This window comes from Actinomadura sp. NPDC047616 (genome assembly GCF_040642915.1).
Classification (GTDB): Bacteria; Actinomycetota; Actinomycetes; order Streptosporangiales; family Streptosporangiaceae; genus Spirillospora; species Spirillospora miaoliensis.
Genome location: NZ_JBEYTB010000011.1, coordinates 185205 through 198558, shown reverse-complemented (window position 1 = coordinate 198558; position 13354 = coordinate 185205). Strand labels below are relative to the sequence as shown.

The following is a 13354-nucleotide window of genomic DNA, read 5'->3' as shown; positions in this document are numbered from 1 at the left end:
TCGTCCTGCCGCCGGCCGGCAGACTAGCCGGGGCGGTAGGCGCGGGCGAACAGCGTGACGCCCGGCCACGACCGGACCGGAAGCCGCCGCTCCACGGCGCCGACCAGGCCCAGCAGCTCGTTCACCACGGGCGGGACGTCCGCCATGTCCTCGCAGTACCGGGCGCGGTGCCGCCGCCACCGCACCAGCGGGCGGAGCAGGACGTTGCAGTTCCACAGGCGTTCCACCCGCAGCCCGGCGCCCTCCAGCACCCCGGCCAGGTCCGCCCGGGCGTAGCGGCGCACGCGGCCCAGCGCCACGTCGTGCGCCGACCACAGCTCCATGTCGCAGGGCACGGCGACCAGCGCGGTGCCGCCGGGACGCAGCACCCGGGCGATCTCCCCGGCGGCGGCGCGGTCGTCGTCCACGTGTTCGAGCACGTTGAGCGCCAGCGCCAGGTCGTAGGTCGCCGACGGCAGGGGCAGGAACCGGGCGTCGCCGAGGTAGGCGACGATGCCCTGGGCCAGGCACAGGTCCACGGCGGCGGGGGCGGAGTCGATCGCCACCGCCTGCCAGCCGTGCTCCATCAGCACCCTGGTGTTGCCGCCGCCCGCGGCGCCGACGTCCACGGCCTGCCCGGGCACGCCGATCCGGCGCAACTCCCGGGCGATGATCCCGCGGCGCTCGCGGTACCACCAGTTGTCGTCCTCGATGTCGACGACCCGCTGAATCTCGATGGTGTCCACGGGCACCAGCGCACCGATCCCGGCCCGCCGCGGCCACCGCACGCGCCGCGGTTGACGGCCTTTTGGCGGACGAAGTGCGGGGCATGGGGATACCCGGCCGTGCCCCCGGGGAACAGACCCCTGACCGGAGGGGGGTCGCAGATGGGCGCGATCGGCCGGGCGGCGCGGCGGCACCTGCCCCACGGCACGACGCCCGCGGCGCGGCGGCACTGGCCCGTCGCCGCGGTGCTCGCGGCGGCCCTGGCCGTACGGGCGGTCGCGCTGGCGGGCTACCCCACGGGCCTGTGGTTCGGCGACTCGGTCGGCTATCTGCGCGTGGCCGTCACGCTGGCACCGTCGATCACGCGGGCGAGCGCGTACGGGGTGATGCTGCTGGTGCTGCGTCCGCTGCACAGCCTGTTCGCGGTGGTCGTCGCCCAGCACCTGATCGGGCTGCTGACCGCGGCGCTGCTGTACGCGCTGGTCTGGCGGCACGCGCGGGCGGCCTGGCCCGACCGGCTGCTGCGGCCGGGCCTGCTGGGCGCGGCGGCGACCCTGCCGGTGCTGTTCGACGGGTACCAGATCCAGCTCGAACACCTGCTGCTGTCGGAGACGCTGTTCACGTTCCTGCTGGTCGCCGCGGTCGTGGTGCTGCTGTGGAACGCGCGGATCGGCGTGTGGACGGCCGCCGCCGGCGGCCTGCTGCTCGGCTTGGCCGGGACGACCCGCTCCGTGGGCCTGCCCCTGCTGGCGATCGTCCTGGTATGGCTGCTGGCGCGGCGCCGGGGTGCGCCGTGGCGGCCCGCGGCGGTGCTGGTGACGGCGTTCGCGGCCCCGCTGCTGCTGTACGCCACGTGGTTCAAGGTGGCGCACGGCCGGTTCGCGCTGACCGGCACCGAGAATGTCTTCCTCTACAGCCGCACCGTCGACTTCGCCGACTGCTCGATCATCAGACCGCGTCCCGGCCTGCTCGACCTGTGCCCGCCCAAGCCGCCCACGGGCGTGTCACCCGCGTTCGCGGTGCTGTGGACCAAGCAGTCGCCGTTCTTCCACGCCCCCGGCGGCAAGATGGGCGCGAACGAGCGGGCCGGGGAGTTCGCGTGGGCCGCGATCCGCGCCCAGCCCGTCGACTACGCCCGCGTCGTCGCGCGCGACACCTTCCGCGCGTTCTGGTGGAAGCGGACCGTGTACCCGCAGCGGGCCACCTTCAGCAAGTACGACTTCCCGGTCAAGCCGCTGCGCCTCAGCAAACGCCAGGCCAAGGTCACCCGCGCGTACACCCACCGCGTCCAGCCGGTCCGCGTCGTGGAGCCCTACGCCGGATGGACGCGCGCCTACCAGCACCGCGTGTACCTGCCCGGGATCGGGCTGGGCGCCGTCCTGGCCGTCGCGGCGGGCGGGATGCTGGCGCGGCGCGGAGCCGTGCGCCCCGCCCTGCTGCCGTGGCTGGTGTCGGCGGGGCTCCTGGTCATCCCCGCCGCCACCGCCGACTTCGACTACCGGTACGTGCTGCCCGCCGTGCCGTTCGGCGCGCTGTCGGCCGCGCTGGCGTTCGTCCCGCGCCGCCGTCCGGGTTAGCGGCGGTGGGTCAGCGGCGGCCGCCGCGCCGGCGGCGACGCACCAGGAAACGGACGGCCAGCAGCAGGACGATCATGGCCGCGACCGCCGGGACGGCCCGCTTGGCCACCGACGGCCCCGCCACCTCCAGCAGGTCGATCGGCTCCTGCTCGCGGCGCGGGCGGGCGTCGACCGCCTTCAGCGGACGCTCCCGCCTGGCCTCCGACGGGGGCCGCTGCTGCGGCACGGGCCCGGCCTCGGCCTCGGCCTTCTGCGGCTCGGCGCTCTCGTCCGGGGCGAGCGCGGGCTCGGGCGCCTCGGCCTTCGCCTGCGGCTCGTCCTCCCGCTCACGTACCTTCTGCTCCTGCGCCTTCTGCTCCTGCGCCGCCGCGGCCTCCTCGGCGGCGCCCTGCTGGTCGACGACGTCCTCCGCCGCCGGCGCGCCGCCCTCCCCGGACGACTCCAGCTCCTCGGCCAGCGCCTCGGCGAACCGCCCGATCAGCTTGGCGCCCACCTCGGACAGGATGTTGCGGCCGAACTGGGCGGGGCGTCCGGTCACGTTCAGCTTGGTGTGCACGGTGACGCGCGTGGTGCCGCCCTCGTCATGCAGGCGCGCCTGGACGGTCGCCGACGCGGTGCCCGGGCCGCGGGCCTCCTTGCCGGACGCCTCGATCGTCACCGAACGCGCGGACTCGTCGGCCGCCACGATCCGCGCCGTGCCGCGGTAGGTGACGGTCATGGCGCCGACCTTCACCCGCAGCCGCCCGGCGTACTCCCCGTCCTCGGCCGAGTCCAGCGTCGCGCCCGGCACGCACTGGGCCACCCGCTCCACGTCGAGCAGCACCGACCAGGCGCGATCCACCGGTACGGGGACGGCGAATTCGTGGTCGAGCTCCATGATCCCGGTCCTTTTCGTTCGGGGGCGCGTTCAGGGGACCTTCCCGAGAATCTACCCATACCAACACCGGATACCGCCACATGATCGGCCGGCCGGGCTCGTGGGAGCCCGGCCAGGTGATCAGGACGACGCGGCGGCGGTGAGGGCGCGGGCGGTCAGGACGCGGGCCAGGTGCGCGCGGTACTCGGACGAGCCGTGCAGGTCGCCGGGCGGGGACGTGCCCTCGGCGGCCCGTTGACCGGCCTCCCTGAAGGAGTTCTCCGAGACCGTGCGGCCCGCGATGAAGCCTTCCACCTCGGTGGCGCGCACCGGCGTGGGCCCCATGTTGGTCAGCGCGACCCGGGCGCCCTCGATCGCGCCCCGCTCGCGCCGCACCGCGCACGCGACCCCGACGATCGCCCACGCCTGCGCGGTGCGGTGGAACTTCTCGTAGTGCACGCCCCAGCCCGCGCCCAGCTTGGGCACGCGGACGCCGACCAGGATCTCGTCGGGCTCCAGCGCCGAGGTCATCCAGTCGACGAAGAAGTCCGCCGCCGCGATCTCGCGTTCGCCGCGCTCGGACGAGACGGCCAGGAACGTCGCGTCCAGCGCCAGCGCCACGGCGGGCAGGTCCCCGGCCGGGTCGGCGTGCGCCAGCGACCCGCCGAACGTGCCGCGGTGCCGCACCGCCGGGTCCGCCACGGTCGCGGTGGCCTTGGCGATCAGCGGGGCGTGCTCGCGCACCAGCGGATCCCGCACGACCTGGTGGTGGGTGGCCATCGCGCCGATGAACAGCGCGCCGTCCTCGTCGCGGATCTCCTTGAGCGCGTCGACGCGGTCCAGGTCGATCAGCGCGTCCGGGTAGGCGAGCCGCAGCCGCAGCAGGGGCATCAGGCTCTGCCCGCCCGCCAGCACCTTGGCGTCCTCGCCCGCGTCGGCCAGCGCCGCGCACGCCTCCTCGACCGTGGCCGGCCGCGCGTAGTCGAACGTCGCCGGGATCATCAGGCGTCACCTCCCTGCACCGAGCCGAGCCCGCCGGCCGCGCCCGGACGCACGTCCCCCGCGGGCTCGCGCTCGCCCTGCGTCGCCCGCCACACCCGTTCGGGCGTGCACGGCATCGGCACGTCCCGCACGCCGTACGGGCGCAGCGCGTCGACGATCGCGTTGACCACCGCCGGGGTGGACGCGATCGTCCCGGCCTCGCCGACCCCCTTGACGCCGAGCGGGTTGGACGTCGCCGGGGTCTCGGTGCGGTCGGTGGTGAACTCGGGCAGGTCGGCCGCCGACGGCACCAGGTAGTCGGCCATCGTCGTGGTGGTCAGGTTGCCCTCCTCGTCGTACACCGCCTCCTCGTACAGGGCCTGCGCGATGCCCTGGGCGAGCCCGCCGTGCACCTGCCCCTCGACGATCAGCGGGTTGACGACCTTGCCGACGTCGTCCACGGCCACGTACGAACGCAGCCGCACCATGCCCGTCTCGGTGTCGACCTCGGCGGCGCACAGGTGCGTGCCGTGCGGGAAGGAGAAGTTCTCCGGGTCGAAGGTGAGGTCGGCGTCCAGCGACGGCTCCAGGCCCTCGGGCAGGTCGTGCGCGGCGAACGCGGCCGTCGCGACCTCCTGCAGCGTGCGGCCTCCCTCGGGCACGCCCCGCACCCGGAAGCGCCCGCCGGAGAACTCCAGGTCGTTCTCGTCGGCCTCCAGCAGGTGCGCGGCCACCTTCTTCGCCTTGTCGATCACCTTGTCGCAGGCGCCGTACAGCGCGACGCCGCCGACCGCCAGCGACCGCGACCCGTAGGTGTCCATGCCCTTGGGGGACACCGCCGTGTCACCGTGCAGCACCTTGACGTCCTCGAACGGCACCCCGAGCCGGTCGGCGGCGATCTGCGCCCACGCCGTCTCGTGGCCCTGGCCGTGCGCGGACGACCCGGTGACCACCTCGACCTTGCCGGACGGCAGCACCCGCACCGACGCGTGCTCCCAGCCGCCCGCGCCGTACGACAGCGACCCCAGCACCCGCGACGGCGCCAGCCCGCACATCTCCGTGTACGTCGACACGCCGATGCCGAGCTGCACCGGGTCGCGCCGCTCGCGCCGGTCCGCCTGCTCGGCGCGCAGCTTGTCGTACTCGAACAGCCGCAGCGCCTTGTCGGTGGCCGCCTCGTAGTCGCCGGAGTCGTAGGTGAGCCCGCAGATCGTCTCGTACGGGAACTCCTCGTGCCTGATCCAGTTGCGGCGCCGCACCTCGATCGGGTCCAGGTCCAGCTCGGCGGCCAGCTCGTCCATCAGCCGCTCGATCGCGAACGTGGCCTCCGGACGGCCCGCGCCCCGGTAGGCGTCCGTCGGCGTCTTCGTCGTGAACACGCCCGTGCAGGTGAACGAGTAGGCGTCCATCTTGTAGATGCCGTTGAACATGAACGCGCCCAGCAGCGGGACGCCCGGCGTGACCAGCATCAGGTACGCGCCCATGTCGGCCAGCAGGTCCACCTTCACCCCGCGGATGCGCCCGTCGCGCTCGGCGGCCAGCGTCACCCGCTGGATCTGGTCGCGGCCGTGGTGGACGGCCATGTTTCCCTCGCTGCGCGACTCGGTCCACTTGACCGGGCGCCCCAGCCGCCTGGCCAGCAGCAGGCAGAGCACCTCCTCCCCGTACACCTGCAGCTTGGAGCCGAACCCGCCGCCCACGTCGGGGGCGACGACCCGCAGCCGGTGCTCGGGAATCCCGGTGACCGTGGCCAGCATCAACCGCAGGATGTGCGGGATCTGCGTGGCCGAGTAGACCGTGAAGTCGTCGCCTTCGGGCACGCACAGCACGGCCCGGGGCTCCATCGCCGTCGGGATGAGCCGCTGCTGGACGTACCGGCGCTCGATGACCACGGGGGCGTCGCGCATCGCCGCGTCCAGGTCGCCGTTCTCGAACACCCACGTGTAGCACTTGTTGGTGCCCAGGTCCTCGTGGACGAGATCGGCGCCCTCCCTCAGCGCCTCCTCCATGTCGGTGACGGCGGCCAGCGGCTCGTAGTCGACGTCGATGTCCTCCAGCGCGTCGACCGCCGCGTACCGGTCACGCGCCACCACGCACGCCACCGGCTCCCCGGCGTACCGCACCTCGTCCACGGCCATCGGCGGGTGCGCGGGGTGCTTCATGTCCTCGGTGACGGGCCACGCGCACGGCAGGGAGCCCTGCTCGCCGGCGAAGTCGGCGCCCGTCAGCACGGCCACGACGTTGGGACGGGCCTTGGCCGCCGTCACGTCCACCGCGTTGATCCGCGCGTGCGCCATGGGGCTGCGCAGGAACGCCACGTACAGCGTCCCCATGGGCTGCATGTTGTCGGTCCAGCGGGTGCGGCCGGTGACCAGCCGCGCGTCCTCGCTCCTGCGACGCGGGGAGCCGATCTCCTGGACGGTCACGACGTCACCTCCCGCTCCTGCGCCGGGGTGCGCATCTCACCGGCCGCGCGGCGCACCGCCCGCACGATGTTCTGGTAGCCGGTGCAGCGGCACAGGTTCCCTTCGAGCCCCTCCCGGATCTCCTCCTCGGACGGGTCGGGGTTCTCCCGCAGCAGGTCCAGCGCCGCCATGATCATGCCGGGCGTGCAGAAGCCGCACTGCAGCGCGTGCTCCTCGTGGAAGGCCCGCTGCAGGGGGTGCAGCGTGCCGTCGATCCCCAGCGCCTCGACCGTGGTGACCTCGCGGCCGTCGGCCTGCACGGCCAGCACGGAGCAGCTCTTGACGCTCATCCCGTCCATCAGGACGGTGCAGGCGCCGCAGTTGGTGGTGTCACAGCCGATCGGGGTGCCGACCTTCCCCAACCGGTCACGCAGGTAGTGGACGAGCAGGAGGCGCGGTTCGACGTCGTCCTCGTACGTCGCACCGTCGACCTCGACGCGGACACGTGGCATTCCTTCTCCCAGGGACGTCTCGGTTGGGGCGGGAAGACGTCCCGTTGAGGAGGAGCACGCTGGACCGGCCACGGCATCGGGGCCCACCTCCGGCCGCTGGAAGAAGGCGACGCAACGAACGTAAGCCGACCCGTAACCCTCGTACCACCCCCCGCCCCCCTCAATTTGCTCTCGTTTGACACAACCGCGCTCACCCGGCCGGGGGGTGAGCCAGGGCAGCTCGTCCCGGCCGGTCTCAGCGGGTCAGAAGAGGGCGGGACGAGAGGGGTCGGGACCGGGGTCGTTCTTCTGCGCGACGACCAGCAGGGTCACCGAGCCGGAACTGAGGCGGTGCCCCGGCCGGGCGGGCAGTCCAGCACGGTGGCGATCCGGACGCCGCAGTTCGCCCCGGCGGTGATTGGCCAGCACCCTGCGCGCCACTCCGTACAGCCAGAGACGGGCCTCGTCCATCGTGACCACGATCGTCGTGGTGACCGTTCTCCGCGCGGCCGAGACACTGCTCGCCGCCGCACTTCAGTGACGGCCCCGGGTTTCTCCGCGGCGGCCCCTAGATCGGCAAGTCAGTCGGCCTTGGCGTAGACGACGAGATTGTGGGAATAGCTGGCCGCGCGGCGGTCGAACGCGCCGGTGCAGGTGATGAGAACCAATCGGGCGGGCGCGTCCGGAGCGAATACCGAAGCGGGAAGTCGCTGTTTCGGATAGGCGCGGCGGGCCACGATCCGGTAATTGCGCGTCCGGCCGTCGGTGCTTCGCACGTTGACCTGGCTGCCCATCCGGACGCCCCTGAGTTCGAACAATGCCCCCGGGCCCTCTTTGGCGGTGTCAACGTGACCGGCGACGACGACCGTGCCCGTGGCGGAGCCGGGGGCGGCTCCGCCCCGCCACCAGCCGAGGTCGCGTGCGGAGGGCGGAACCTCCAGCGTTCCGTCGGGCCGGACGTCGACAGGCCGCACCCGGGCCCGCACGCGGAGGGCGGGGATCTCCAGGTGGACCGGCGGTGAGCCGGCGCCGGCCGCGGGCGAGTGCGACGCCGGCCCGCCGGCCGCCGGGGGGACCGTGCCGGCGTCCAGGGCCTGCGGCGTCACCTTCGCGGCGGGGCGCATGACGAGGGCGGCGCCGCAGAAGGTGAGCGCCGTGCCGAGCACGGCGCCCACCACACCTGCGATCTTCAGCCTCTCCACGGCGCGGGACGCCTCCACAGCAGGGCGCCGCCCACGGTCACGAGCATCCCCGCGGCGAGCAGGCCGTACCCCAGGGCGACGGGCCGCTCGTTCGGCGCGGCCATCGCCCAGCCGCCGTTACCGGCCGGGACGTGCCGCGGCGGGTCGGCATGGCGCGCCCGCAGCAGCAGGTTCAGGTGCCTGCGGAACACGGGGGTGCTCACCGTGGCGAGGTGCTGGGCCTCGGCCGCCTTCCCCGCGCGCACCTCCTTGCGGGCGGCGGCCAGATCCGTCCGGTGCTCCTTGATCAGGGCGTCCAGCCAGGCCCGGTCGAACGCCTTTCCGCTCATGGCGTTCAGCCTGGCCGCCAGCGCCTTCTGTTTGGCCGACGGCTCCGACGGCAGCGAGACGCCCAGTCTCCGCGCCGTGGCCTGGACCCTCCTGTCCAGCCTGGAGTGGTCGGTCACCAGCACGGCCCCGATCGACCGCACGGCCTTCGCCTTGCCCTTCTTCTGCGCCATCGTGCCCACAACGGCCTCCGCCATATTTCCCTGGTGGGCCATCATGAGCCATTTTCTGTCCTGGGCTGATATCTCCTGTTGCGCCACTGCGGGCGCCATACTGCCGGCCGAAAAGGCGAGAACCGCCCCGGCGGCCAGCACGGCACGCAAGATCGACATCGAACCTCCACGGTTGCGCATGAATCGACTGAACTGCCGCGACCCGTTCCCCCCGGCGCGCCGATCCATGAGACGCGTCATAACGCCCTGAAGGCATCCTTGCCGTTTTCTGGTCTGTTCTGCCCTTGTCCGGCATATACCTGACCAGCCTCATGCCGATCCCTGAAACACCCCCACGCCCGGGCATCCGCCCCGGGAGCGGACGGCCCGGTCGAGGCCGTTCCGCTCGCGGCGGCCACCCGGCAGCGGCGCGATACGCGCTAGCGTGCGGTTGTGACAGGCTCCGCGCGGCCTCCGCTGCTGTTCCTCGACGTCGACGGACCGCTCATCCCGCTACGCCGTCCTCGACGCATGGTCGCGCGGCGTTCGGGCGCCCGATGGCCTCACATGTCCGCGGAGGCGGCGATTCCTCGGTTGATCTTGTTCGCCTCCTTCTTGAACCACTCGATGAACTCCTGCTGGTGGTTCATGTACGAGGAATGGACGTCGCCGTATCCGGGATACGGTTCCGTCGCCGGGGTCAACGGTTCGGGCGGCGTGTAGCCGGAGGTCACGAAGGACGTGTGGAGGCGGGCGTTCGCGGCCTCCGCGATCAGGCAGGTCATGATCAGGGCCCTCATCCACTGGGGACATCGGGGATCGAACTCCGTGACCCCGTTCTCGGGGTCCCTGATCCTCGCCCATACGCCGCCGTCCGGCGCCACGAAGCAGGTGACGTCGTCGTCCGGCCCGTAGCCGGCCTGTCTGGCCGCCTTGGTGAACGGAGCCCGCTGGACGAGCTCGATGACGACCTCGTGGTTCCGGTCGCGCAGGTGGAACCTGCCCCGCATGGTCATCCATCCGCGGCCGTCGACCGGTGGGTTGTGCGGCGTGAGCACCTGGTAGTGGTCGTTGGTGAAATACCCCAGGACGTTGCCCGCCGCGTCGACGGCCGTGCAGTTCGGCGGGCACGGATTGCCGATGAGCTTGTCGGGCCGGTCCACGAAGAAGAGCGTCGAATCCCGCGGATCCGCGACCCTGAATGTGACCCGCGGAATGTGATGGCGCTCCGTGGGGTGGAATCTCTGCACCCGGTTGGGCAGCTTGTTCAGGAACCGGCTGAACCAGTGCGCCTGCTCACCTTCGCCCACGGCGACCGGCGACACGTCGGCGAGGAGCGCGCCGGTGCTCGGATCCGTCAACTGGTAGTGCAGGTCGCCGGGTGCGTCGACCACTTTCAGTTGGGAGACCTCAAAGAGGTGCGCCACGATCATCCCCACGGCAGGCCGCTCGAACACGGACCTGCCTGACGCTACAAGCCCGCCCGCCGCCGACGCACTACCGGCGACGCCGCCCCAGGTGCACACAGACCGGCTCCACGGCTTTCGGAGAACACGGGGGAGTGTCTGCCAGGGCGGACAACCGGGGGTTGTGGACTGGCAGTGGATCGGTTGTTTGATCGAGGGCTGGGCCGCTCGCTTTCATGTCGCTGGTCGACGTGAGGTTGCGGGGGGCGGCAGGTGGGGGCTGGACGGTCGCTGGGGAGGAAGTTCGGGTGGCTGTGGGCGGCGTACGCGGTCAGCACGTTCGGTACGCGGCTGGCGTTCGACGCGTTCCCCCTCATCGCGATCTACGTGCTGCACGCGGGGCCGGCGGAGGTGTCGGTGCTGGCGGCCTCCGGGGCGGCCGTGGGGGCGGCGGTGGCCGTGCTGGCCGGGCCGTGGGTGGAGTTCCGGCGCAAGCGGCCCGTGATGGTGGCGATGGATCTCGTCCGGTTCGGGGTCCTGGTGAGCGTGCCCGTCGCGTTCGCGTTCGGGTGGCTGAGCTTCGTCCAGCTGCTGGTGGTGTCGGTCGTGGTGGCGGCGGCCGACATAGTGTTCAACGCGGCCGGCGGCGCGTTCCTGAAAGGGCTGCTGCCGCCGGGGGGCCTGCTCGTGGCGAACGGGCGGCTGGAGTCCACGACGTGGACCGCCACCGTGCTGGGGCCACCGCTCGGCGGGGCCGCGATCGGGATGTTCGGCCCGGTGCTGACGGTCGCGGCCGACGCGGTCAGTTACCTGCTGTCCGCTCTGGGGCTTCGCGCGATCGGCGGTGGGGAACCGCGGCCCGTGCGGACCGGCCCCCGTCTGCGAGCCGGGGACCTGTTCGAGGGGTGGCGGTTCGTCCTGACGCATCCGGCGCTGCGTCCGCTGCTGTTCAACACGGTCCTGGTGAACGGCCTGATCATGGCGACGTCACCGCTGCTGGCCGTGCTCATGCTCGGCGACCTCGGGTTCGCGCCCTGGCAGTACGGCCTGGCCTTCGCCGCGCCCTGTGTCGGCGGGCTGGTCGGGGCGCGGCTGGCGCGGCGGCTCGTCGTGCGGTTCGGACGGCACAGGGTCATGCTCACCGCCGGGACGCTGCGCGCCTGCTGGCTCGTGGGGTTGGTCTTCGTCGGACCCGGCGTCGACGGGCTGGTGCTCGTCATGGCGGTCGAGCTGGGGCTGATCACCTGTATGGGCGTGTTCAACCCGGTGTTCGCCACCTACCGGCTCGAACAGATCCCGGCGGACCGCGTCGCCCGCACGCTGGCCTCCTGGGCGGTCACCGGCAGGGCGGCCATCGCGGTCATGACCGCGCTGTGGGGACTGCTGGCCGCCGCCACCAGTCCCCGCACTGCGGTCGCGGTCGCCGGGGTGCTCGTCCTGGCGACGCCGCTGCTGCTGCCCAGGGACGCTAGCGGCGGGGGTTCAGGGTGACGGTGTAGAGCGACTTCCCGTCCAGGTCCCGCAGGTGGACGGTCAGGGCCGCCGACGCCCCGTCGATGTCGACCTGGCCGAAGAACTGGTAGCCCTCGGCCGGGGAGGTGTTGGCCCGGGGCGGGACCTTCTGGAACTTCAGCTGCGGGCCGAAGGTGTTCTCCAGGGCGTTCGGGCCGAAGGCGCCCGCGTTCAGGGGGCCCGAGACGAACTCCCAGAACGGGTCGAAGTCGGTGAAGGCCGCCTTGGACGGGTCGTAGTAGTGGGCGGCGGTGTAGTGGACGTCCGCCGTCAGCCACACCATGTTGCGGACGTTGTGGCGCCTGGCGTACGAGAGCAGGTCGGCGATCTCGCGTTCGCGGCCGAGCGGGGCGCCGTCGTCGCCCTGGGCGACGGCCTCGAAGGCGGTGCCGTCCGGGACGACCAGGCCGAGCGGCATGTCCGAGGCGATGACCTTCCAGACGGCGCGGGAGGCGCGCAGCTCGCGCTTGAGCCAGGCGGCCTGCTCGGCGCCCAGGATGCCGTCGCGCTGGGTGGGGGAGTCGTTGGCGCCGTTGCGGTCCCGGTAGGTGCGCATGTCGAGGACGAACACGTCCAGCAGCGGCCCGTACGAGAGCCTGCGGTAGACGCGGCCGCCCCTGATCGGCATGTACTCGAACGTGGCGCGGCGGGCGCGGGCGGCCAGCACGTCGACGCGCTTCTCGGTGTACTGCGGCAGGTCGAGGATCTCGCCGGGGTACCAGTTGTTGGTGACCTCGTGGTCGTCCCACTGGTAGATCATCGGGACGCGGGCGTTGAACGCGCGCAGCGCGGCGTCCTGGAGGTTGTAGCGGAACTGGCCGCGGTACTCGGCCAGGGTCTCGGCGACCTTGGTCTTCTCGGCGGTGACGATGTTGCGCCAGGTGCGGCCGTCCGGCAGCGTCACGGTCTCGGCCAGCGGGCCGTCGGCGTAGACGTAGTCGCCGCTGCACAGGAAGAAGTCGGGGTCGGTGGCGGCCATGGCGTTGAAGATGCGGTAGCCGCCGACGTCGGGGTTGATGCCCCAGCCCTGCCCCGCCAGGTCGCCGGACCACACGAACGAGATGTCCTCGCGGGTGCGCGGCGCCGTGCGGAGCCGTCCGGCGACGGGCTCGGACAGCAGCGCGTGCCGGTCCGGGTCGGCCAGCGTGACGCGGTAGTGCAGCTGTTCGCCGGCGGGCAGGCCGCGCAGGAGCGTCTTGCCGGTCAGGTCGGTGTCGGGGGTGAGCAGCGGGCCGCGGACGGTCCGGGCGTCCCGCAGGTCGGGACGGCGGCCGACCTCCACGAGCATGCGCGCGGGCCGGTCGGACCGGGCCCACACGACGGCCTCGTGGGCGGTCACGTCGCCGCTCTGCACGCCGTGGGTGAGCCGCGGGCGGGCCCGCAGCAGGGCCGGGGCCGCCGGCCCGGCCGGGGCCGCGGACGCCGTTCCGCCGCCGTACAGCAGGCCGAGCACCGCCCCGCCGCCGGTGAGCAGACCTCCGCGCAGCACAGTCCGCCGGTCGAGCACCATCCGTCGCTCCATTTCCATGGTTTTGTCCAACGGGCGGCATGTTCTCCCGTTTCTCGGTACGTCGCCAGGCCCGTGCGTGACGGTTCCGTGAACGCGCGCGATCTGGCGATCGACTTGACAATGCCCGGTGACGACGGTGTTCTAGACGGCATGACAGCGCGATCCTTCGCCGGCAGCCCCGTGGCCCTGCGCCGCGTGGCCAGCGCGCTGTGTCTGTGTCCTTCGTGTTG

At 72.6% G+C, this 13354-nt stretch carries 12 protein-coding genes; 2 read left to right on the top strand and 10 right to left on the bottom strand.

From position 1 onward, the window contains the following. Window positions 1-23: 23 nt before the first annotated feature. Window positions 24-725, bottom strand: coding sequence for a class I SAM-dependent methyltransferase (locus ABZ801_RS25850; protein WP_344947774.1), 702 nt, complete (start codon window positions 723-725; stop codon window positions 24-26). A 141-nt stretch (window positions 726-866) separates the two neighbouring features. On the opposite strand from ABZ801_RS25850, the gene ABZ801_RS25845 reads away from it, so the two are divergent. Then, complete coding sequence (locus ABZ801_RS25845) at window positions 867-2282, top strand: hypothetical protein (RefSeq protein WP_360702297.1); 1416 nt, start codon at window positions 867-869, stop codon at window positions 2280-2282. A 10-nt stretch (window positions 2283-2292) separates the two neighbouring features. Here ABZ801_RS25845 and ABZ801_RS25840 read toward each other — a convergent pair whose 3' ends face one another. From ABZ801_RS25840 to ABZ801_RS25805, 8 genes are all read right to left on the bottom strand, one after another. Next, window positions 2293-3159, bottom strand: coding sequence for an SRPBCC family protein (locus ABZ801_RS25840; protein WP_360702294.1), 867 nt, complete (start codon window positions 3157-3159; stop codon window positions 2293-2295). A 120-nt stretch (window positions 3160-3279) separates the two neighbouring features. Then, window positions 3280-4140 (bottom strand): xanthine dehydrogenase family protein subunit M, encoded by an 861-nt coding sequence (locus ABZ801_RS25835; protein WP_344947784.1) that lies wholly within the window; start codon window positions 4138-4140, stop codon window positions 3280-3282. Continuing rightward, complete coding sequence (locus ABZ801_RS25830) at window positions 4140-6545, bottom strand: xanthine dehydrogenase family protein molybdopterin-binding subunit (RefSeq protein WP_360702291.1); 2406 nt, start codon at window positions 6543-6545, stop codon at window positions 4140-4142. Before ABZ801_RS25830 ends, ABZ801_RS25835 begins: the two co-directional genes overlap by 1 nt. Beyond that, window positions 6542-7036 (bottom strand): (2Fe-2S)-binding protein, encoded by a 495-nt coding sequence (locus ABZ801_RS25825; protein ID WP_344947790.1) that lies wholly within the window; start codon window positions 7034-7036, stop codon window positions 6542-6544. Before ABZ801_RS25825 ends, ABZ801_RS25830 begins: the two co-directional genes overlap by 4 nt. Window positions 7037-7279: 243 nt before the next feature. Beyond that, window positions 7280-7486: a hypothetical protein gene (locus tag ABZ801_RS25820; RefSeq protein ID WP_360702289.1), complete on the bottom strand. Its 207-nt coding sequence runs from the start codon at window positions 7484-7486 to the stop codon at window positions 7280-7282. A gap of 110 nt (window positions 7487-7596) precedes the next feature. Beyond that, the gene (locus ABZ801_RS25815) at window positions 7597-8190 is read right to left on the bottom strand and encodes a class F sortase (RefSeq protein ID WP_360702286.1); all 594 of its coding nucleotides are present in this window, start codon (window positions 8188-8190) and stop codon (window positions 7597-7599) included. Between the two features lie 14 nt (window positions 8191-8204). Beyond that, a complete protein-coding gene (locus ABZ801_RS25810; RefSeq protein WP_360702545.1) occupies window positions 8205-8816 on the bottom strand; it encodes a DUF4142 domain-containing protein in 612 nt (203 codons plus the stop codon). 443 nt (window positions 8817-9259) lie between these two features. Then, the gene (locus ABZ801_RS25805) at window positions 9260-10090 is read right to left on the bottom strand and encodes a hypothetical protein (protein ID WP_360702283.1); all 831 of its coding nucleotides are present in this window, start codon (window positions 10088-10090) and stop codon (window positions 9260-9262) included. Between the two features lie 285 nt (window positions 10091-10375). Between ABZ801_RS25805 and ABZ801_RS25800 the strand changes: the two genes are divergently transcribed. Continuing rightward, window positions 10376-11593, top strand: a complete 1218-nt coding sequence (locus tag ABZ801_RS25800; RefSeq protein WP_360702280.1) for an MFS transporter — start codon at window positions 10376-10378, stop codon at window positions 11591-11593. Here the strand turns inward: ABZ801_RS25800 and ABZ801_RS25795 are convergent. Continuing rightward, the gene (locus tag ABZ801_RS25795; protein ID WP_360702277.1) at window positions 11571-13124 is read right to left on the bottom strand and encodes an alkaline phosphatase D family protein; all 1554 of its coding nucleotides are present in this window, start codon (window positions 13122-13124) and stop codon (window positions 11571-11573) included. The two genes, ABZ801_RS25800 and ABZ801_RS25795, sit on opposite strands and share 23 nt — an antisense overlap. Window positions 13125-13354 lie beyond the last annotated feature (230 nt).